At 72.0% G+C, this 18,153-nt stretch carries 21 protein-coding genes and 1 pseudogene; 10 read left to right on the plus strand and 12 right to left on the minus strand.

Translation table 11 applies throughout. From position 1 onward, the window contains the following. Positions 1–8 precede the first annotated feature (8 nt). On the plus strand, positions 9–1,148 hold the full coding sequence (locus ACFYUV_RS12230) for an AI-2E family transporter (RefSeq protein WP_387667963.1): 1,140 nt from the start codon (positions 9–11) through the stop codon (positions 1,146–1,148). Here ACFYUV_RS12230 and ACFYUV_RS12235 read toward each other — a convergent pair. Beyond that, on the minus strand, positions 1,108–1,860 hold the full coding sequence (locus ACFYUV_RS12235; RefSeq protein WP_387667966.1) for an alpha/beta fold hydrolase: 753 nt from the start codon (positions 1,858–1,860) through the stop codon (positions 1,108–1,110). The genes ACFYUV_RS12230 and ACFYUV_RS12235 overlap by 41 nt on opposite strands. A gap of 175 nt (positions 1,861–2,035) precedes the next feature. On the opposite strand from ACFYUV_RS12235, the gene ACFYUV_RS12240 reads away from it, so the two are divergent. Beyond that, positions 2,036–2,479: a CAP domain-containing protein gene (locus ACFYUV_RS12240; RefSeq protein WP_387667969.1), complete on the plus strand. Its 444-nt coding sequence runs from the start codon at positions 2,036–2,038 to the stop codon at positions 2,477–2,479. A 20-nt stretch (positions 2,480–2,499) separates the two neighbouring features. Here the strand turns inward: ACFYUV_RS12240 and ACFYUV_RS12245 are convergent, their stop codons facing one another. Together ACFYUV_RS12245 and ACFYUV_RS12250 are read right to left on the minus strand one after the other, a co-directional pair. After that, a complete protein-coding gene (locus ACFYUV_RS12245) occupies positions 2,500–3,261 on the minus strand; it encodes an SDR family NAD(P)-dependent oxidoreductase (RefSeq protein ID WP_387667972.1) in 762 nt (253 codons plus the stop codon). A gap of 75 nt (positions 3,262–3,336) precedes the next feature. Beyond that, positions 3,337–3,672 (minus strand): hypothetical protein, encoded by a 336-nt coding sequence (locus tag ACFYUV_RS12250; RefSeq protein ID WP_352350034.1) that lies wholly within the window; start codon positions 3,670–3,672, stop codon positions 3,337–3,339. Between the two features lie 112 nt (positions 3,673–3,784). On the opposite strand from ACFYUV_RS12250, the pseudogene ACFYUV_RS12255 reads away from it, so the two are divergent. Together ACFYUV_RS12255 and ACFYUV_RS12260 are read left to right on the plus strand one after the other, a co-directional pair. Next, positions 3,785–4,435, plus strand: a pseudogene (locus ACFYUV_RS12255) (response regulator transcription factor); the annotation flags it as partial. 44 nt (positions 4,436–4,479) lie between these two features. Then, positions 4,480–5,607, plus strand: a complete 1,128-nt coding sequence (locus ACFYUV_RS12260) for a sensor histidine kinase (protein WP_387667976.1) — start codon at positions 4,480–4,482, stop codon at positions 5,605–5,607. Here the strand turns inward: ACFYUV_RS12260 and ACFYUV_RS12265 are convergent. Genes ACFYUV_RS12265 through ACFYUV_RS12275 form a run of 3 tightly spaced genes read right to left on the minus strand, consistent with a single transcriptional unit; the run spans position 5,570 to position 8,020 of the window. Next, a complete protein-coding gene (locus ACFYUV_RS12265) occupies positions 5,570–6,274 on the minus strand; it encodes an alpha/beta hydrolase (RefSeq protein WP_352324290.1) in 705 nt (234 codons plus the stop codon). The genes ACFYUV_RS12260 and ACFYUV_RS12265 overlap by 38 nt on opposite strands. Positions 6,275–6,284: 10 nt before the next feature. Further along, a complete protein-coding gene (locus ACFYUV_RS12270; RefSeq protein ID WP_387667978.1) occupies positions 6,285–6,575 on the minus strand; it encodes an ATP/GTP-binding protein in 291 nt (96 codons plus the stop codon). Then, positions 6,572–8,020 carry a 3-hydroxyacyl-CoA dehydrogenase family protein gene (locus ACFYUV_RS12275; protein ID WP_387667981.1) on the minus strand — a complete coding sequence of 483 codons (1,449 nt, stop codon included), beginning with the start codon at positions 8,018–8,020 and terminating at the stop codon, positions 6,572–6,574. Before ACFYUV_RS12275 ends, ACFYUV_RS12270 begins: the two co-directional genes overlap by 4 nt. A gap of 36 nt (positions 8,021–8,056) precedes the next feature. On the opposite strand from ACFYUV_RS12275, the gene nucS reads away from it, so the two are divergent. The 5 genes from nucS to ACFYUV_RS12300 all read left to right on the plus strand — a co-directional run bounded on the left by nucS (position 8,057) and on the right by ACFYUV_RS12300 (position 12,883). Beyond that, positions 8,057–8,719, plus strand: coding sequence for an endonuclease NucS (gene nucS / locus ACFYUV_RS12280; protein WP_387667984.1), 663 nt, complete (start codon positions 8,057–8,059; stop codon positions 8,717–8,719). A 106-nt stretch (positions 8,720–8,825) separates the two neighbouring features. After that, complete coding sequence (locus ACFYUV_RS12285) at positions 8,826–10,127, plus strand: carotenoid oxygenase family protein (RefSeq protein WP_387667987.1); 1,302 nt, start codon at positions 8,826–8,828, stop codon at positions 10,125–10,127. Between the two features lie 3 nt (positions 10,128–10,130). Then, positions 10,131–10,691, plus strand: coding sequence for a GNAT family N-acetyltransferase (locus ACFYUV_RS12290; RefSeq protein ID WP_387667990.1), 561 nt, complete (start codon positions 10,131–10,133; stop codon positions 10,689–10,691). 32 nt (positions 10,692–10,723) lie between these two features. Continuing rightward, positions 10,724–12,196, plus strand: a complete 1,473-nt coding sequence (locus tag ACFYUV_RS12295; RefSeq protein WP_387667993.1) for an aldehyde dehydrogenase family protein — start codon at positions 10,724–10,726, stop codon at positions 12,194–12,196. Between the two features lie 144 nt (positions 12,197–12,340). Then, positions 12,341–12,883, plus strand: a complete 543-nt coding sequence (locus ACFYUV_RS12300; protein ID WP_387667996.1) for a TetR/AcrR family transcriptional regulator — start codon at positions 12,341–12,343, stop codon at positions 12,881–12,883. A 168-nt stretch (positions 12,884–13,051) separates the two neighbouring features. On the opposite strand, the gene ACFYUV_RS12305 is transcribed toward ACFYUV_RS12300, so the two are convergent. The 4 genes from ACFYUV_RS12305 to ACFYUV_RS12320 form a co-directional block, all read right to left on the minus strand. Continuing rightward, positions 13,052–13,369, minus strand: a complete 318-nt coding sequence (locus ACFYUV_RS12305; RefSeq protein WP_352350014.1) for an STAS domain-containing protein — start codon at positions 13,367–13,369, stop codon at positions 13,052–13,054. Between the two features lie 63 nt (positions 13,370–13,432). Then, on the minus strand, positions 13,433–14,602 hold the full coding sequence (locus ACFYUV_RS12310) for a sensor histidine kinase (RefSeq protein ID WP_387667999.1): 1,170 nt from the start codon (positions 14,600–14,602) through the stop codon (positions 13,433–13,435). Continuing rightward, the gene (locus ACFYUV_RS12315) at positions 14,603–15,712 is read right to left on the minus strand and encodes an ABC transporter permease (RefSeq protein ID WP_387668002.1); all 1,110 of its coding nucleotides are present in this window, start codon (positions 15,710–15,712) and stop codon (positions 14,603–14,605) included. Further along, a complete protein-coding gene (locus tag ACFYUV_RS12320; RefSeq protein ID WP_387668004.1) occupies positions 15,709–16,605 on the minus strand; it encodes an ABC transporter ATP-binding protein in 897 nt (298 codons plus the stop codon). The genes ACFYUV_RS12315 and ACFYUV_RS12320 overlap by 4 nt, the downstream gene beginning before the upstream one ends. Before the next feature lie 127 nt (positions 16,606–16,732). Here ACFYUV_RS12320 and ACFYUV_RS12325 point away from each other — a divergent pair, with 127 nt between their 5' ends. Then, the gene (locus ACFYUV_RS12325; RefSeq protein ID WP_364324800.1) at positions 16,733–17,323 is read left to right on the plus strand and encodes a cob(I)yrinic acid a,c-diamide adenosyltransferase; all 591 of its coding nucleotides are present in this window, start codon (positions 16,733–16,735) and stop codon (positions 17,321–17,323) included. Here the strand turns inward: ACFYUV_RS12325 and ACFYUV_RS12330 are convergent. Both ACFYUV_RS12330 and ACFYUV_RS12335 read right to left on the minus strand, forming a co-directional pair. Next, positions 17,320–17,700, minus strand: coding sequence for a DUF2550 domain-containing protein (locus ACFYUV_RS12330; RefSeq protein WP_358283445.1), 381 nt, complete (start codon positions 17,698–17,700; stop codon positions 17,320–17,322). The two genes, ACFYUV_RS12325 and ACFYUV_RS12330, sit on opposite strands and share 4 nt — an antisense overlap. 29 nt (positions 17,701–17,729) lie before the next feature. Then, positions 17,730–18,131: a F0F1 ATP synthase subunit epsilon gene (locus tag ACFYUV_RS12335; protein WP_080042501.1), complete on the minus strand. Its 402-nt coding sequence runs from the start codon at positions 18,129–18,131 to the stop codon at positions 17,730–17,732. Positions 18,132–18,153 lie beyond the last annotated feature (22 nt).

Here is an 18,153-nt window from a genome sequence, read left to right on the forward strand (position 1 = left end):
AGCCCCCCGTGTCCGCAGAAGCCGAGCCCAGGACCGCCGAGGAGGCCGACGCGCCCCAGGAGCCCGGTCCCGCCGAGGAGCAGGGGCCCGCCGAGGAGCAGGCGCCGTACGGGCTGCCGGGCAAGCCGTTCGCCCGCGGGCCGTTCCTGTTCGGGCTGGTGGGCGGGCTGGGCGTGCTGACCGCCATCGCGCTCGCGCAGATGATCGAGAAGTCGCTCAGCACGATCATCCTCATCGTCGTGGCGATGTTCCTGGCCGTGGGCCTCAACCCGGCGGTCGAGGCGTTGCAGCGGCGCGGCCTGGGCAGGCGGCCGGCGATCTCGATCGTGTTCACCGGGGTGGTCGTGGCCTTCGCGCTGTTCGGCCTGGCCGTGGTGCCGCCGGTCAGCCAGCAGTTGTCGGAGTTCATCGCGGCCGTGCCCGGCTACATCACCGACCTGAGCAACCATCCGACGGTCCGCCAGATCGAGGCCGAGTACCACGTGCTGGCGCAGGTGCGTCAGTTCGTGACCAGCACGCTCGGGCCCGCGCTGGCCAGCGGCATCATGGGCGCGGGTCTGGTGGTGCTCAACGGCGTGTTCACCACGGTGACGCTGCTGGTGCTCATGCTGTACTTCCTCGGCTCGCTGCACACGATCAAGGAGTACCTGCTCAAGCTCGTCCCGGCCTCGCGCCGGCCGCGCACGACGGCCATCACCGAGCAGATCCTCACCGGCATCGGCGGCTACGTCGCGGGCAACGTGCTCATCTCGGTCATCGCGGGCGTGCTGACCTGGATCTTCCTGTCGATCGCCGGGGTGCAGTACGCGCTCGCGCTCGCCCTCGTCGTGGCCCTGACCGACCTGATCCCGCTGGTGGGCGCCACGATCGGCGCGGTGCTGGTCACCGGGGTCGCGCTGCTGCAGTCGCTGCCCGCCGGCATCGCCTGCGCCATCTTCTTCGTGGTCTACCAGCAGATCGAGAACTACTTCATCTACCCCAGGGTGATGAAGCGCTCGGTGGACGTGACGCCCGCCGTGACGGTGATCGCCGCGCTGTTCGGCGGCGCCCTGCTCGGCATCGTCGGAGCGTTGCTGGCGATCCCGGTGGCCGCCGCCATCGCGCTGATCATCCGGGAGATCGTGCTGCCCCGCCAAGCTCGGTCCTGAGGAACTCGGCCACCGTCGCGTTGAACGCCTCCGGCTGCTCGACCGCGCTCAGGTGACCGGCCTTGGGGATGACCTCCAGCCTGCCCTCGGGCGCGGCCCGCGCCATGGCCTCGGCGTCGGCGGGCGGTGACAGCTCGTCCTCCTCCCCCACGACGATCAGCAGGGGCACCTTCAGCTCGCCCAGCGTGCCGAAGGAGTCGGGACGCGCGGCCATGGCCCGTTGCGCCCAGGCCACGGCCCCCGGCGGGGCCGACTGCACCAGGCCCTTGACCCGGCCGAACACCATGGCCCTGCGTTCCTTGGTCGTGGGCCCGATGAGCGCCGGCAGCACCTCGCTGACCAGCACCTCGCTCCCCTCGTCCAGCACGGCGCGAGCGATGCGTTCCCGGTTGTCCCTGGCGGCGGGCGGGTCAGGGCTGCCCTTGGTGTCGGCCAGGACCACACCAAGCACCCGGTCGGGATGCCGGCGGCAGAACGCCATGGTCACGTAGCCGCCCATCGACAACCCGCCGACCACCGCCCGGTCGATGCCCTCGTCGTCGAGCAGCCGGGCGACGTCGTCGGCCATCAGATCCAGGGAGGGCTCGTCGTCGCCCAGCCGGGAGCCGCCGAACCCACGCAGGTCGGGGGTGATGACCCGGCAGACCGTCGACAGCCCTTCGCGCTGGGCCAGCCACATCGCCGACGACAGCGGGAACGCGTGAAGCAGCACAACCGGGAGTCCGCTCCCGGCCGATCTCGTGTAGAGCTGCACGGACCACACGGTAGCCGGGTTCACGGAGACATTCACTTATTGACCTATGCCGGTATACCGGGATAAGCCCGACCGCTTCCGGACGTTGCCCTGCGGCGGTCCCAGCACGCACAATCCAGGCGAGGTGATAGCGATGGCCGGAATTCGTCCCGCCCTCCCCGACGCCACCAACAACGCCTTCCTGCAGGAGGCGCTGAACGAGGTCAACGCCCACCGGGCCAAGCACCACGCGTCCCCGCTCACGATGGACCCGCTGCTGGTCGGGTACGCCAGGTCCAGGGCCGCCTCGCGCTCCGAGCACGAGGGCCTGAGCGCCGGGCACGACGGCCTGCGCGCGGGCACCGGCGAGAGCCTCTTCTGGCACCCCGGGGACGCCACCGCCGGGGACGCCGTCGCCGCCTGGCACGACCGGGCGGCCGGTGACGGCCGGGCGGAGGCCGCCGGCGACTTCGGCCGGCTCGGCCGGGCCGGCATTACCAGGATGGGCGCCGGGCGCGTGGCGGGCAACGGCGGCCGGTCGTTCGAGACGTACGTCGTCTTCGTGTTCGAGCCGCCGGGCGAGCCCGGAGCCGTCTGAGGGCCCCGGCGCACGAGGGATCAGCCGATCGCGGTGGCCCCGCCGTCGACGAACAGCACCTGCCCGGTCATGTACGCCGACGCCTCCCCGGCCAGGAACACGGCCGGGGAGGCCATCTCCTCCGGCGTCCCCCAGCGCCGCATGGGCACGCCCGCGACCGTGGCCGCGGCGGCGGCCTCGTCCTGCCACAGGTTGCGGTTGAGGTCGGTGGCCGTCCAGCCGGGGCACAGGGCGTTGACCCGGACGCCCGCCGGCGCCCACTCGGCCGCGAGCGTCTTGGTCAGGGCCACCAGCCCGGCCTTGGCGGCGGCGTACGGGGCGAGCAGCGGAGCGCCGCGCGCCGCCACCGAGGCCACGTTGATCACCGAGCCGGAGCCGCGGCCCAGCAGGTGGGGCGCGACGGCGTGGCAGACGGCCATGGCGGAGTCGAGGTTGAGCCGCATCAGCTTGTCCCAGCCGGACAGGCGCAGGTCCTTGAACTCGACCAGGAAGTTCGAGCCGCCGGCGTTGTTGACGACGACGTCGAGGTGCCCGAGGCCGTCGATCGAGGCGGCGACGGCCGCGGCGGCCGCCTCGCGGTCGGTGAGGTCGGCCGGGATCACGACGGCCCGCCTGCCGAGTGCCTGGACCTCCTTGGCCACCTCGGCGAGGGGCTCGGCCGACCTGCTGACCAGGGCGACGTCGGCGCCCGCCGCGGCGTAGGCGAGCGCGATGGCCCGCCCGATGCCCTTCGACGCCCCGGTGACCAGAGCCGTCCTGCCGGACAGGTCGAACGCGCCCACGCTGCCTCCTCGCTCGGAACCGAACAAGATTCTACAAATCTTGCCCGGCCCGCGCTATGCCCGTACCGCCCCAAATCACGACAGGACGGGCGCCGCGGGCGCGGCCGGAGCCTGCGGCGCGGCCGGCAGCCTCGCCCCGCGCGGCAGCAGCGACTCGCACGCCCTGACCGCCGCCCCGTACGTCGCCGACAGCGCGTCCACCCGCTCGCCGTCGATGCTGAGGTTGATCAGCCCGTCCTCGGAGACGGTGACCCCGGGGAAGTCCGGCAGCCCGTGCGCGCGCACGCAGGCGGTGAACGCCTTCCCGCCGTCGCCCGGCCCGCTCTCCCCGTACGACGCCGCCGCCCCGCCCGCCACGGCGGCGAAGACCAGGGCGGCCAGGGCCACCCGCCTGATGGTCGAACCCTTCATGGTGACTCCTCCGTCTCGTCCGACGCTCCCAGCGAACCCCGCCCCCGGTTACCGCCCGGGAACGACGGCGGTTACCCCGCTGTAACCCCGCTCTGGGCATGCTGGGCGGACCATGAGGGTGCTGATCGTCGAAGACCACGAGGAGCTCGCCCACACCGTGGCCGCCGGCCTGCGCCGCGAGGGCATGGCCGTCGACGTGGCGCTGGACGGGCCCGCCGGGCTGGAACGCACGTCCGTCAACGACTACGACGTGGTCGTGCTCGACCGCGACCTGCCCGGCCTGCACGGCGACGACGTGTGCCGCAGCCTGGCCGCCGGCGGCCATCCGGCGCGCGTGCTGATGCTCACCGCCGCCGGGACCATCGACGACCGGGTGAGCGGGCTGGGCATCGGGGCCGACGACTACCTGCCCAAGCCGTTCGCGTTCGCCGAGCTGGTGGCCAGGATCCGGGCGCTGGCCAGGCGGGCGCGTCCGGCGCTGCCCGCGGTGCTGGTCCACGGCGGGCTGCGGCTCGACCCGGCCACGCGGGTGGCCACCCGCGACGGGCGCCGGCTGCCGCTCAGCCCGAAGGAGCTCGCGGTGCTGGAGCTGCTGCTGTCGGCGGGCGGCGCGGTCGTCTCGGCCGAGCAGCTGCTCGAACGCGGGTGGGACGAGTTCGCCGACCCGTTCACCCAGACCGTGAAGGTCACGGTCAGCCGGTTGCGCCGCAAGCTCGGCGACCCGCCGCTGATCGAGACCGTGCCGCAGGCCGGGTACCGGATGGCCGGCCCCGCACGGGCACCGGGCCCGGACGGAGGTGTCCCGGCGTGCGGCGGACCGTACGGCTGCGGCTGACGCTGCTCTACAGCGGCCTGTTCCTGGCCGCCGGGCTGCTGCTGGTCGCCCTGATCTACCTGCTGGTCGCGCACTCGCCGTTCCCGGCCGCGCCGGTCGCGCCCGTCCTGCCCGGCGGACCCGGCCAGGTGGTGCCGCAGCCGCGGGTGGACGTGGCGTACCTGGCCGAGCAGCAGGCGGCCGGGCTGCGCAGGCTGCTGGTCAACTCGGTGATCGCCCTGGTGGTCATGGCGTTCGCGTCGGTGGTGCTGGGCCGGTTGACGGCCGGGCGGGTGCTGCGCCCGTTGCGGGACATGACGGCGACCGTCCGGCGCATCACGGCCGACCGGCTCGACCGGCGGCTGGCCGCCTCCGGCCCGGACGACGAGCTGAAGGAGCTGGCCGACACCTTCGACGACCTGCTCGACCGGCTGGAGGCCGCCTTCACCGCGCAACGCCGGTTCGTGGCCAACGCCTCCCACGAGCTGCGCACCCCGCTGACCCTGCAACGCGCCATGGCCGAGGTCGCGCTGGCCGACCCGGACGCCGGCGCCGCCGAGCTGCGCCACGTCCTCGACCGCCTGCTGGCGGCCGGCCGGCACCAGGAACGGCTCATCGAGGCGCTGCTCGTCCTGGCCAGGAGCCAGCAGGGGCTGGACCACCGGGAGCCGCTGGACCTGGCGGCCGTCGCCGGGCAGGCGCTCGACCGGCGGCCGGACTCCCCGCTGCGCGTCGAGGCGGCGCTGCGGCCCGCGCCCGCCTCCGGTGACCGCGCCCTGCTCGAACGCCTGGTCGTGAACCTGCTGGACAACGCGACACGGCACAACGTGCCGGACGGCTGGATCACGGTGGCCACCGGCGTGCGGGCGGGCCTGGCCACGCTCAGCGTCGCCAACAGCGGCCCGGTGATCCCGCCCGACCGGGTCGCGACGCTGCTCCAGCCGTTCCAGCGGCTGGCGGGCGGCCGCCGGGCGGTCGGCGACGGGCTGGGGCTCGGCCTGTCGATCGTCGCCGCCGTCGTCCAGGCCCATCACGGCACGCTGGAGGTGGTCGCGCGGCCGCAGGGCGGGCTGGAGGTGACCGTCAGATGTCCGTCGGCAGCGGGTACGCCGCCGGATTGACCCGCCGGACGATCTCGTTCAGCACGATCCGGACATAGGGCTCGCCCACCCACAGGTGCTTGGCGCCGTCGACCCCGATGACCTCCGCCTGCGGCACCCTGGCGAAACGACGCCGGGCCTCCTCAGGACGCAGGTAGTCGTCGAACTCGGGCACCATCGCCACCAGCGGCCGGCCGAACCGGGCCCAGGCGTCGAGGTCGTCGTCGGTGGCCCTGTGGAGCGGCGGCGAGAGCAGGATCGCCCCCTCGACCAGGGGGTCGTGGGCCCACTTCAGGGTCAGCTCGGTGCCGAAGGACCACCCCACCACCCACACCCGCGGCAGGTCGTTGAACTCGGCGTACTCCAGCGCCGCCGCCACGTCGAACCGCTCGCCCTCGCCGCCGTCGAACGCGCCCCCGGAGGTGCCGCGCTCGGAGCTGGTGCCGCGCGTGTTGAAGCGCAGCACGGCGAGGTCGGCGAGCGCGGGCAGCCGGTTGGCGGCCTTCTTGTAGACGTGGCTGTCCATGAACCCGCCGTGGGTGGGCAGCGGGTGCAGGGTCACCAGGGTCGCCACGGGCGGCCGGTCGAGGGGCTGGGCCAGCTCGCCGACCAGGGTCAGGCCGTCGGCCGTCTGCAGCTCGATCGGTTCACGCCTGGCGGGCAGCACGGTGGCCGCGCGAATCTCCACGGGGGTCCTCCTAGTAGCGGCTGCGGCCGGGGCCGCGGTCGAGTCTCTTGCGCCAGCAGGCCGGGTGCCAGTGGCGGCGCTCCTCGTCGCCGCCCGGCCAGTCGGGCCAGGCGACCAGGTGCGGCCTGCCGCCCAGGATCTCCTGGTCGCAGCCGGGGCAGCGGTAGGTCTTGGTCGAGGACGCGCCCGTGAGCATGCGCACCTTCCAGTCGCCGTCCGGCCATTGCTCCACCTTGTCGTTGCCGGTGGGAAGGCCGAGAGGGCGGGAGTCGTCCCTCCGGCGGGCGCGGCGGGGGCTCATGAGCGGGGGAACTCGCTCACACCGGCCGTGACGAGCTGGTCGAGCAGGGGGGCGGGGGCGAAGGCGGGCTCGCGGTACTCGGCGTACAGGGCCCGCAGGCCGTCGCGGACCCTGGCCAGGCCGAGGTAGCCCAGCATCTCGAACGGGCCGGCCGGGTGGCCGCAGCCCAGCCGCATGGCGGCGTCGATGTCGGCGATGGAGGCGTAGCCGGCGTCGTACATGCGGACGGCGTCGTTGAGGTAGGGGAACAGCAGGGCGTCGGCCACGAACCCGGCCCGGTCCTTGCACGAGACGGGCACCAGCCCGGCGACCCGCATCAGGTCGCGCGCCGCCTTGGCGGCCCCGGGCGAGGTGAGCGCGGTGCCGGCCAGCTCGGCCACCTTGTCGCCGACGACGTGCACGCCGACCATCCTGGTGGGGTCGGACAGGCGCACGGCGTGCTCGATCACCGGACGGTCGGTGCAGCGCAGCACGGTGTCGGGCGCGTCGGACGGCCCGAACCCGGAGGCCCGCAACCGCTCGCCGAGCCCGTGGACGTCGGGCCCGTCGATGCCGAACGTGATGACCGTGGACTTCTCCGGCTCCTTGGGCGGCTCCTGCGGCCCGTAGAAGCCGTGGCCGCTCTTGCGGCCGAGCCGCCCGGCGGTGACCAGCTCGCGCAGCAGCGGCGAGGGCGCGTGCCGGCGGTCGCGCGTCTCGTCGAACAGCACCTCCATCACCTCGTACGCGGTGTCGAGCCCGATCAGGTCGAGCAGCGCGAACGGCCCCATCGGCAGCCCCACGCCCAGCCGCATCGCGTCGTCGATGCCGTCGCGCGTGGCGATGCCCAGCTCCAGCAGGACGGCGGCGTGGTTCAGATAGGGCAGCAGCAGCCGGTTGACCACGAACCCGGCCCGGTCGCCCGCAGGTACGGCGGTCTTGCCCAGCCGCCCGGCCAGCTCGCAGATCTCGGAGACCACTCCGGGCGCGGTCACCACCGTGCCCACCACCTCGACCAGCCGCATCACCGGCGCCGGGTTGAAGAAATGCATGCCGACCACGCGCCCGGGCCGGCCCGTGGCGGCGGCGACGGCGGTGACCGGCAGCGAGGAGGTGTTGGTGGCCAGCACCGTCTCGGGCTTGCAGATCCGGTCGAGGTCCTGGAACAGCGAGATCTTCAGGTCGAGCACCTCGGGGATCGCCTCGATCACGAGGTCGGCCTCGCGCAGGTCCTCGCGCGAGGTGGTCAGCGTGATGCGCCCCAGGATCTCGGCCCGCTGCCCGTCCGTCAGCTTGCCCCGGTCGGCCGCCCTGGCCGTGGAGCGCTCGACGTGCCCGCGCCCTCTGGCCAGCGCCTCGACGTCGGCCTCGACGCCGATCACCCGGAGCCCGGCACGCGCGAAGACTTCGGCGATCCCGGCGCCCATCGTGCCGAGCCCGACAACTCCCACCGTTTCAAACGCCATGCGACCAGTTTTCCAGAGCCGCTAAGGTGGACCGTCATGCGGCTGGTCATCGCGCGGTGCAGCGTGGATTACATCGGACGGCTCACGGCGCATCTGCCGATGGCGCCGAGGCTCGTCCTCATCAAGGCGGACGGGAGCGTCAGCATCCACGCCGACGACCGCGCCTTCAAACCGCTCAACTGGATGAACCCTCCGTGCAAGCTCAAGGAGGACGGCGAGACCTGGACGGTCACCCACGGCAAGACCGGCGAGAAGCTGGTCCTGACCATGGCGGAGATCCTCCACGACTCCAGCCACGAGCTGGGCGTCGACCCCGGCCTGATCAAGGACGGCGTGGAGGCCCACCTCCAGGAGCTGCTGGCCGAGCACATCACGACCCTGGGCGAGGGCTACTCGCTGATCCGCCGCGAGTACATGACGGCCATCGGGCCGGTCGACATCCTGTGCCGCGACGCGCTGGGCGCGACGGTGGCCATCGAGATCAAGCGGCGTGGCGAGATCGACGGCGTCGAGCAGCTCACCCGCTACCTGGAGCTGCTCAACCGCGATCCGCTGCTCGCGCCGGTGCGCGGGGTGTTCGCGGCGCAGGAGATCAAGCCGCAGGCGCGCGTGCTGGCCGCCGACCGGGGCATCGACTGCGTCACCCTCGACTACGCCGCCCTGCGCGGCATCGAGCCGGAGAACCCGACCCTCTTCTAGCCCTCCCGGCCTCGTAGCGGGCCGGGACTTCCCATGGTCTGACATTCCTGTGTTGACACGTCTCTTCTGGACGTTCTAGTTTCGACCTATCGAGATTGGAGTGTTCATGGACGTTCCCGCGTATCTCAGCGGCGACCTGGCGCCCGTCCCCGACGAGATCGAGGCGCACGACCTGGAGGTCACGGGCGCGCTGCCCGCCGAGCTGACCGGGCGCTACTTCCGCAACGGGCCCAACCCGCGGCCGGGCGAGGATCCCGGCCACTGGTTCGCCGGGCACGGCATGCTGCACGGCGTCCGGCTGCGGGACGGGCGGGCCGAGTGGTACCGCAACCGGTGGGTGCGGACCAGCAAGTTCACCGACGACGCGCCGTTCGTCTCCGACACCGGCGTCGATCTCGCCGCCGTGACCGCCAACACGCACGTCGTCCGGCACGCCGGGCGCATCCTGGCGCTCGTGGAGAACGGCCTGCCGCACGAGGTGACGCCCGAGCTGGCCACCGTGGGCCCGTGCGACTTCGGCGGACGGCTGACCACCGCGATGACCGCCCACCCCAAGCACGACCCGCTCACCGGCGAGCTGCACTTCTTCGGCTACGGCTACTTCCCGCCGTTCCTCACCTACCACCGGCTCTCGGCCGCCGGCGAGCTGGTGGAGAGCAGGGAGATCGAGGTGCCTGGGCCGACGATGATGCACGACTTCGCCGTCACCGAGCACCACCTGCTCTGGCTGGACCTGCCGGTGGTGTTCGACCTGAACCGCCGCGGCATGCCGTACGCGTGGGAGGACGACTACGGCGCCAGGATCGGCGTCACCCCCCGGACGGGCGGCCCGACCCGCTGGTTCGACGTCGATCCCTGCTACGTGTTCCACGTCGGCAACGCCTGGGAGGACGAGCGGGGGCGCGTCGTCCTGAACGCCGCCCGCTACTCCCCCAGCGCGTGGTCGGCCGTCTGGAAGCAGATCGGCGGCGCCGCCGACCCGGCCCGGCACGCGGGCGCCGCCGGCGCGGCCGCCCTGCACCGCTGGACCCTCGACCCGGCCACCGGCACGGCCACGGAGGAGGCGCTGGACGACCGCGGCGTGGAGTTCCCCACGTTCAACGAGGACCTGCTCGGCCGGCCCAGCCGCCACCTGTACACCGTGGGCGCCGACGCCGTCGTCAAGTACGACCTGCGCGACGGCTCCGCCCAGGTCAGGAAGACCGGCGGGGCCACCGGCGAGGCCGTGTTCGTGCCGGCCGAGGGCGCCGCGGGCGAGGACGAGGGGTGGCTGCTGTCGATCGTCACCTCCGGGGAGTCGTCCGAGCTGCTGGTGCTGGACGCGAGCGACCTGTCCGGCGTCGCGTCGGTGCGGCTGCCCAGGCGGGTGCCGGCGGGCTTCCACGGCTCGTGGTTCGCGGAGGGCTGACCGGTGGAGATCAGGCAGTCCGACGACTTCGACGCCGCCGCCGGCGACGCGCTGGCCAGGGCCTTCCACGACGATCCGGTGGTCGGCTGGCTGCTGCCCGGCGGGCGCGGCGCGGCGGGGATGTTCACCACGATCGCCCGTCACCTGCACGCGTTCACCGACACGGCGCTCAGCGGGGGCGGCGCCGTGGCGGGGGCCGCGCTGTGGGACCCGCCGGGCCACCGGCCCGACACGGAGGCGGGCGTGCCCGGCCTGGTGGCGGCCATGGGCGACCGGGTGCGTCAGGGCCTGCTGCTGGAGGAGGAGTTCGCCCGGCACAAGCCGGAAGGTCCCTACTGGTACCTGGCCCAGCTCGGCACCGTGCCCGAGCTCCAGGGCACCGGCGTGGGCGGCGCGCTGCTGCGCGCGGGCCTGGCCAGGTGCGGCGGCCTGCCCGTCTACCTGGAGAGCAGCAAGGAGTCGAACGTGCCCTTCTACGAGCGGTTCGGGTTCGCGGTCACCGAGCGGTTCACCCTGCCGGACGGGCCGCCGGTGTGGGGGATGCTGCGCCCGCCCCGGAGCTAGTAAGCGACGGCTTACCGGTTTATCGTGACGCCATGACCACGCTGACGTTCGACTCACTGAACCCGGCTACCGGCGAGGTCGTCGGCAGTCACCCCAAGAACGACGCCCAGGCCGTACGCGAGGCCGTGACCAGGGCCGAGACGGCCGCGGAGTGGTGGGCGGCCCTGCCCGCGGGCGAGCGCAGGCGCCGCCTGCTCGACTACAAGGCGGTCCTCACGCGGCGCCTGCGGGAGCTGGCCGCGCTGGTGCACGAGGAGACCGGCAAGCCGGTGGGCGACGCCACGCTGGAGATCGTGCTGGCCGTCACGCACCTCGACTGGGCGGCCCGCAACGCCGCCAAGGTGCTGGGCCGCCGCCGCGTGGCGACCGGCATGCTGGGGCTCAACCTGGCCGCCACCCTGGAATACCTGCCGCTCGGCGTGGTCGGCGTGATCGGCCCGTGGAACTACCCGGTGTTCACCCCCATGGGGTCCATCGCGTACGCGCTGGCCGCCGGCAACGCGGTCGTGTTCAAGCCCAGCGAGCTCACCCCGGGCGTGGGCGTGCGGCTGGCGGAGCTGTTCGCCGAGTCGGTGCCCGAGCAGCCGGTGTTGCAGACGGTGACCGGGCTCGGCGAGACCGGCGCGGCGCTGGCCGCCGACCCCCGGGTGCGGAAGGTGGCCTTCACCGGCTCGACCGCCACCGCCAAGCGGGTCATGGCGGCGTGCGCGGAGAACCTCACGCCCCTCGTGGCCGAGTGCGGCGGCAAGGACGCCTTCATCGTGGACGCCGACGCCGACCTGCCCGCCGCGGCCGACGCCTGCCTGTGGGGCGCGATGTCGAACGCGGGCCAGACCTGCGCGGGCGTCGAGCGGGTCTACGTGGTGGACGCGGTGTACGAGCCGTTCATGCGGGAGCTGTCGGAGCGGGCCGCCGAGGTCAAGGCCGGCCAGGACTACGGCCCGATCACCATGCCCGCCCAGATCGACATCATCCGGCGGCACATCGACGACGCCACCAAGTCCGGAAAAGTGGTGACCGGGGGCCCAGGCTCGGTCCGGGCGCCGTTCGTCGACCCGGTCATCGTGGCGGACGTGCCCGAGGACTCCCCGGCCGTGCGCGAGGAGACGTTCGGGCCGACGATCACCGTTCGGCGCACCCGCGACGCGCAGGAGGCGCTGGAGCTGGCCAACGCCTCGGCCTACGGGCTGGCGGGCACGATCTTCTCGCGGGACGCGCGCCGGGCGACGCGGCTCGCGCGGGCGATGCGTACCGGGATGACCGCCGTCAACTCGGTCATCTCCTTCGCCGGGGTGCCCGCGCTGCCGTTCGGCGGGGTCGGCGACTCGGGGTTCGGCCGCATCCACGGAGCCGACGGCCTACGCGAGTTCACCAGGCCGAAGGCGGTCTCCCGGCAGCGCTTCGCCCTGCCCGGCATGAACCTGACCTCGTTCAGGAGGGGCCCCGACGAGCTTGAGCGACTGATCAGGCTTGTCACGTTCTTGCACGGACGACGTAAAAGATAATCATCGCACTCTTTCCCAAATCCGATCATCCGTCCATAATTGTGTGCTCTGGGGGCCACGATCATGTTGGACGGGTGGAATGTGAACCGGTCTTACCGGGGAATGTCGGCTGAGCAAAGGCTGGCGGACAGACGCGAGCGGCTGATGACGGCCGCCTACACGCTATACGCGAAACCAGGTTTCGCGGCGACGACCATCGAAAGATTGTGCTCGGAGGCGCGGATCTCCAACCGCGCCTTCTACGAATGTTTCGGCGGCCGCGAGGAGTTGCTCCAGGCGCTGCACGAGCGGTGCGTGGAGGAAAGCCTCGCGGTTGTGGCCAAAGCGTTACAGGAGGCGCCGGCCACGCTTGACGGAAGAGTCAAGGCGGGGATTCGCGCCTATATCGAGTTCGCCGCCGCCGACTGGCGGCGGGCCCGCATCATGCACCTGGAGGTGCGCAGGTCGGGTGACGTCCTGACAGCCTCGCGTCAGCGGGCGGTGGACTCCTTCGCCCGGCTCGTGGAGGAGGCGTCGGCGGATTTCCCGCAGGCCCGCTCGCTGAAACGGCGCCTGGTGGCACTTGGCGTAATTGGCGCGCTGCAAGAGCTGCTGATCGAATGGATACTGGCCGACCAGCAGCCCGCCATCGACGATCTGGTCGAGGTGGCGGTGCACATCTTCATCCGCAGCCTCAGTCCGTCGTGACCCACCGATTACCCGCAGTGATGGGGTCACAGAATAATCACTTTCACAGTTCTTTCCGAGTGCCCACGCCCGTGATAGCGGGCCAGCCGAAATCTACATTCCTTCTATATTCGGCTCGTGAAAGGGCACGGGCGACGGCTGATCGGCGCCCGGCCCCGATATGTGACCTCAGGCCACCGCGGCCGCGGGAACCTCGACGAGCAGGACCCGATTCAGCCGGGTCACCGCCAGGATCCGCATGATCCGCGGGGGCACCCCCCGAAGAACGAGGCGGCGTTGCACGCTGATCGCGCGCCGATGCGCCCCGACCAGCACCCCGAGCCCGGTGGCGTCGATCATCTCCAGCTTGGAGAGGTCGAGGATAAGGTCGCCCTCGCCGGCGTCGAGCGCGGCGTGCAGCCGCTCACGCACGCCGGCCGACGTGCCGGCGTCGAGCCGGGCACCGATCCGCACCGTCTGGCCTCGTGGATTGCGCCGGACGCGCATGCCACCTCCTCAATCACGCACACGGCGTGTGGTCGCCGGGATCGAAACCCCCGCTCTCCTCCCCTACCCATCTATCGGGAGTGACACGACAGCCGTCAGCAGGAACTGTCCGTCGCCGGTGGGACGGGCCGTCATGCGCCCGCCCACGGCGGCCACCCGCTCGCCCATGCCGGTCAGCCCGCTGCCCAGGTCGTCGGCCTGCCTGCGGGCCACGCCGTCGTTGCGCACCGCCAGTTCCGCCTCCTGGTCGGTGAAGCGCAGGGTGATGTCGCAGAAGGTCGCGGCGCTGTGCTTCAGCACGTTCGTGACCGCCTCACGCACCGCGTAGGCGAACACCGGCGCGACCCCGTGGGGCAGCTCGCGGTGCGGCAGGCGCACCTCGCAGCGGACGCCGGCCGCTTCGAGCACTCCCTTCACGCTATTCAGCTCAGCGGTCAAGTCAAGTTCGCGGTAGCCGCGCACGGCCTGGCGCAGCTCGCGCAGGGCCTTGCGGGTCAGCGCGTTCACCTCCGCCATCTCGTCCCTGGCGGCCTTGCCGTCGGCGTCGGCCAGGCGTACGGCCAGCTCGGTCTTGACGGCGATGGCGGACAGCTGGTGGCCGACGAGGTCGTGCAGGTCCCTGGCGAAGCGCAGCCGCTCCTCGGCCAGCGCCAGCCGGGTGTGCGCCTCGCGGCCGTCGTGGGCCTGCACGGCCAGCGACCAGATCCAGGCCCACATCCTGTTCGTGCCGGGCAGCGCCGCGGCCCAGAAGACGTCGAGGACGGTGATGACGAGCAGCGAGACGAGGAAGGAGTCACCGTCCAGCGCCAGCAGGCTCGTCCCGGTCAGCATGGACAGCACGCCGAGCCCGACGCAGACCGCGCACGTCGCCGCGCCCAGCGCCAGCGCCCGGCGCGCGGGCAGCCCGATCACCACCACCGACAGCCAGACCATGGGCACGAACCCCCAGCCCATCGGGTCGGCCCCGCCGAGCACCGCCGCCAGGAACGCCAGAGCGCCGGTCCACACGACCTCCCTCGTGGGATACCGGCGCTCCATGACCGCGGCGACGACGCGTACGTAGAGCCAGGTGAAGGCGAGCGCCGCGATCGTCGCGAGCAGCAGGCGCGGCCAGCCGGCCGCCCCCGAGCCGAGGCTGAACACCGTCGCCATGATCAGGATCAGCCACATGATCACGAGCGTCGAGTTCAGCATCCCGCGGGCCAGCCGCCGCGCCCGCGTGATCGCGTCCATCTAGCCCGCGCGCAGCACGTCGCCGAGCTTCAGCCGGGCGCCCGTGCGCAGCACCGCCCGCTCGTAGACCTTGGCGCCGAACGACAACACCGCCAGCACGGCCACGGCCATCGCCGCCATGGACGCCGCCACCTGCCACATCGGCACGTCGGCCGCCGCCATCCGGACCGGCATGATCATCGAGGAGAACGGCGGGATGTAGGACATCACCGTGGCCAGCGTGCCCGTGGGATCGTTGGTGGCGTAGAAGGCCACGAAGTACGTGACCATGATGAGCATGGTCAGCGGCGACATCACGCTGCTCACCTCCTCCTGGCGGGAGACCAGCGACGCGAACGCGGCCGCGAGCGTGGCGAAGAAGGCGTACCCGAGCACGAACCAGATCAGGACGGCGACCACCAGCCCCGGCACGCCCGGCGGGAAGTCCGCGGCGAACCCCGACACCGACGTGGCGACCAGGCCGACGGCGAGGATGGTGAGCAGGTTGATCAGCCCGAGCACGCCCAGCCCGACGATCTTGCCGCCGAGCAGCTGCCACGGGCGCACCGCCGCGAGCAGGATCTCCACGATCCTGCTGCCCTTCTCCTCCACCACGCCCATCGCCACCATCATGACCTGGCCCATGAGCAACATGAACAGGACGAGCACCAGCACCACGGCGATGCCGGTCCTGGCCGCCTGGTAGCGGGTGTCCACGCCCACGGAGACCATCTGCAGCGGCGGGATCGTCACCCCGGCCGCGCCGAGCCGCATCTCCCGGTTGGTGCTCTGCATGAGCACGCCGAGCTTGCTGTCGATCTCGCCGTCGGTGAGCACCTTGTCGCCGTTGACCAGCACCGCGTCCACGTCACCGGCCAGCACGGCCTTCTTGGCCGCGGCCTCGTCGGGGAAGGAGCGCCACTCGAACTCGGCGTCCGGCGCGGCGGCCTTCAGCGGGAGCTGCTGGGAGTTGACCGTGCCCAGCGTGTACGAGTCGTTCCCGCCCATGATCTTCGGCGCGAAGGAGACGGCCGCCACCAGCAGCGCGGTCACCAGCAGGCCGACCAGGAACGTCTTCGTGCGCACCTGCGTGACGATCTCGCGGCGGGCGACCAGCATCAGTCCGTTCACGCCACGGCCTCCTTGAAGATCTCGGTGAGGGTCGGCTGCTCGACCCCGAAGTGCTCGACGCGGCCCGCCTTCATGGCGCGGCGCAGGATCTCCTGGTCGTCGCCCTCGGTCGTCCGCAGGGTGTGCAGGTCGCCGTGGACGGTCACCGTGCCCGGCAGGCCGTCGGCCCAGCCCGGGGCCGGGTCGCGGACCTCCACGCGCAACGTGTCGCCCTCGGCGGCGCGCAGCTCGGCCACCGTGCCCGTCGCGACCATCCGGCCGCCGGAGACGATGCCCACCGAGTCGCACAGCCGCTCCACCAGGTCGAGCTGGTGGCTGGAGAAGATCACCGGCACGCCGCTCCTGCAGCGTTCCTGGAGCGCCCCGGCCAGGGCGTCCACGGCGAGAGGGTCGAGCCCCGAGAACGGCTCGTCCAGGACCAGCGCCTCGGGGTCGTGCACCAGCGCCACGGCGAGCTGCACGCGCTGCTGATTGCCCAGCGACAGCGTCTGCACCGCGTCGCTCCTGCGCTCGGTCAGCCCCAGCCGCTCGATGAGCTCGTCGGCGGCCTTCTTCGCCGCCGCCGGGGCGAGCCCGTGCAACCGGCCGAAGTACTCGATCTGCTCGCTGACCCGCATCTTCTGGTACAGCCCGCGCTCCTCGGGCATGTAACCGAACCGCGTACGGTCGTCGTAGCCCAGCGCGCGGTCCCGCCAGCGCACCGAGCCGGAGTCGGCCTGGAGCACGCCCATGACGATGCGCATCGTCGTCGTCTTGCCCGCACCGTTCGCGCCCACGAAGCCGTACATCTCGCCCGGACGTACCGTGAAGCTGATCCCGTCCAGGGCGATCTTGCCGCCGGGGTTGTCGGGACCGCCCGCGAAGCGCTTGCGCAGCTCGCTGATCTCGAGCATCAGGTCCTCTCTCTCGTCATGGGTAGATTGTGGCTTTGGCGGCGTTCGCCCTGGTAGTCGTGGAAATCATGGACGCGACATGGAAAGCGCGTCCCGTTCGGATGACATTTGTCATTACGCTGGGCTCATGACGCGTGCCGACAAGGACAAGCCCGTCGTCCTCTCCCGCATCTACACCCGCACGGGCGACGACGGCACCACGAACCTGAGCGACATGAGCCGCGCGGCCAAGACCGACACCCGGCTGGCCGCCTACGCCGACGTCGAGGAGGCCAACGCCTGCCTGGGCCTGGCCCTGTCCCACGGCACCCTGTCCGCCGACCTCGTGGCGCTCCTCGTGCGCATCCAGAACGAGCTGTTCGACGTGGGGGCCGACCTGGCCACACCGGTGGTGGAGGAGCCGGAGTTCCCGCCGCTGCGGGTGGAGCAGTCCTACATCGACCGGCTGGAGGAGCAGTGCGACCGGCTCAACGCCGAGCTCCAGCCGCTGCGCAGCTTCATCCTGCCCGGCGGCGACCCGGCCACGGCCGCGCTGCACCTGGCCCGGGTGACCGTACGCCGGGCCGAGCGCACCACGTGGGCGGCGCTCGAGGCCCACGACGACGTCAACCCGCTGACCGCCAAATACCTCAACAGGCTCTCCGACCTGCTCTTCATCGCCTGCCGGATCGCCCACGGCGGCAACGAGATCCTCTGGAAGCCCGGCGGCACCCGCTAGGCGACGTCGAGGTACGCGCTGGGCGGCGCCGACTCCAGCCAGGCGAGGAAGCCGGTGAGGGCGTCGGCGCTCATCGCCAGCGACAACCCGCGCGTCGTGCCGCCGCAGTCGACGGCGTAGAGGCCGCCGTCGATCTCACGCCGGGCGGAAACGACGAGGCCGCGCCTCGCGATCGCGTGGCGCGGCCTCAGTCGGACGCCCATGAGCGGAATCCAGTGGAGCTCACCGTCGGCGTAGCGGGCCACCCCGCTCTGCCACCCTCGGCTGCCCACTTTCAGCCGGCAGGGTACGCTGCCGCGCGAACGGGCGAGCGTCACCCCTCTAAGGACCACGAGGGCGACCAGCAGCAACAACAAAACCGAAACCGTCGCCACCATGGCCGCCCCCCTGAATCCCGTTGTATGTATTAAACCTCTTCGCCCGCCGCGCGCAGCCGGGCCCTGGCCCGCTTCGCCTCGATCGCCGCGTCGGCGTCCTCCTGGTTGGCCTCGATCGAGGCCTGAGCCCGGTCGAGAGCGTCTCGGGCGGCCGCGACGTCGACCTCGGAACCGAGCTCGGCGACCTCGGCGAGCACCGACACCTCATCATCGGCCACGGAGATGAACCCCCCATGAACGGCCGCGACGAGCTCGGGCTCACCTTCCCGCTTGACGCGCAGCACGCCGCCCTCGACGAGGACGCCGAGCACGGGTGCGTGTTGCGGCATAATACCGATCTCGCCGTCAACGGTCTTGGCAATCACCATGTCGGCCTCGCCCGACCAGATCTCACGCTCGGGTGAGACAACCCCTACGCGTAGCTTCGCCACTTCGTCAGGTTCCTTTCCGATC

Origin of the sequence: Nonomuraea sp. NPDC003560, assembly GCF_042878785.1 — a bacterium.
Classification (GTDB): domain Bacteria; phylum Actinomycetota; class Actinomycetes; order Streptosporangiales; family Streptosporangiaceae; genus Nonomuraea.

What these genes read in the sequence shown, in the direction of transcription:
- ACFYUV_RS12240 (WP_387667969.1), top strand. Translation starts at nt 2,036, where the DNA reads ATGGCCGGAATTCGTCCCGCCCTCCCCGACGCCACCAACAACGCCTTC.
- ACFYUV_RS12250 (WP_352350034.1), bottom strand. Translation starts at nt 3,672, where the DNA reads ATGAAGGGTTCGACCATCAGGCGGGTGGCCCTGGCCGCCCTGGTCTTC.
- ACFYUV_RS12270 (WP_387667978.1), bottom strand. Translation starts at nt 6,575, where the DNA reads ATGAGCCCCCGCCGCGCCCGCCGGAGGGACGACTCCCGCCCTCTCGGC.
- ACFYUV_RS12275 (WP_387667981.1), bottom strand. Translation starts at nt 8,020, where the DNA reads ATGGCGTTTGAAACGGTGGGAGTTGTCGGGCTCGGCACGATGGGCGCC.
- nucS (WP_387667984.1), top strand. Translation starts at nt 8,057, where the DNA reads ATGCGGCTGGTCATCGCGCGGTGCAGCGTGGATTACATCGGACGGCTC.
- ACFYUV_RS12285 (WP_387667987.1), top strand. Translation starts at nt 8,826, where the DNA reads ATGGACGTTCCCGCGTATCTCAGCGGCGACCTGGCGCCCGTCCCCGAC.
- ACFYUV_RS12295 (WP_387667993.1), top strand. Translation starts at nt 10,724, where the DNA reads ATGACCACGCTGACGTTCGACTCACTGAACCCGGCTACCGGCGAGGTC.
- ACFYUV_RS12300 (WP_387667996.1), top strand. Translation starts at nt 12,341, where the DNA reads ATGACGGCCGCCTACACGCTATACGCGAAACCAGGTTTCGCGGCGACG.
- ACFYUV_RS12305 (WP_352350014.1), bottom strand. Translation starts at nt 13,369, where the DNA reads ATGCGCGTCCGGCGCAATCCACGAGGCCAGACGGTGCGGATCGGTGCC.
- ACFYUV_RS12310 (WP_387667999.1), bottom strand. Translation starts at nt 14,602, where the DNA reads ATGGACGCGATCACGCGGGCGCGGCGGCTGGCCCGCGGGATGCTGAAC.
- ACFYUV_RS12320 (WP_387668004.1), bottom strand. Translation starts at nt 16,605, where the DNA reads ATGCTCGAGATCAGCGAGCTGCGCAAGCGCTTCGCGGGCGGTCCCGAC.
- ACFYUV_RS12325 (WP_364324800.1), top strand. Translation starts at nt 16,733, where the DNA reads ATGACGCGTGCCGACAAGGACAAGCCCGTCGTCCTCTCCCGCATCTAC.
- ACFYUV_RS12330 (WP_358283445.1), bottom strand. Translation starts at nt 17,700, where the DNA reads ATGGTGGCGACGGTTTCGGTTTTGTTGTTGCTGCTGGTCGCCCTCGTG.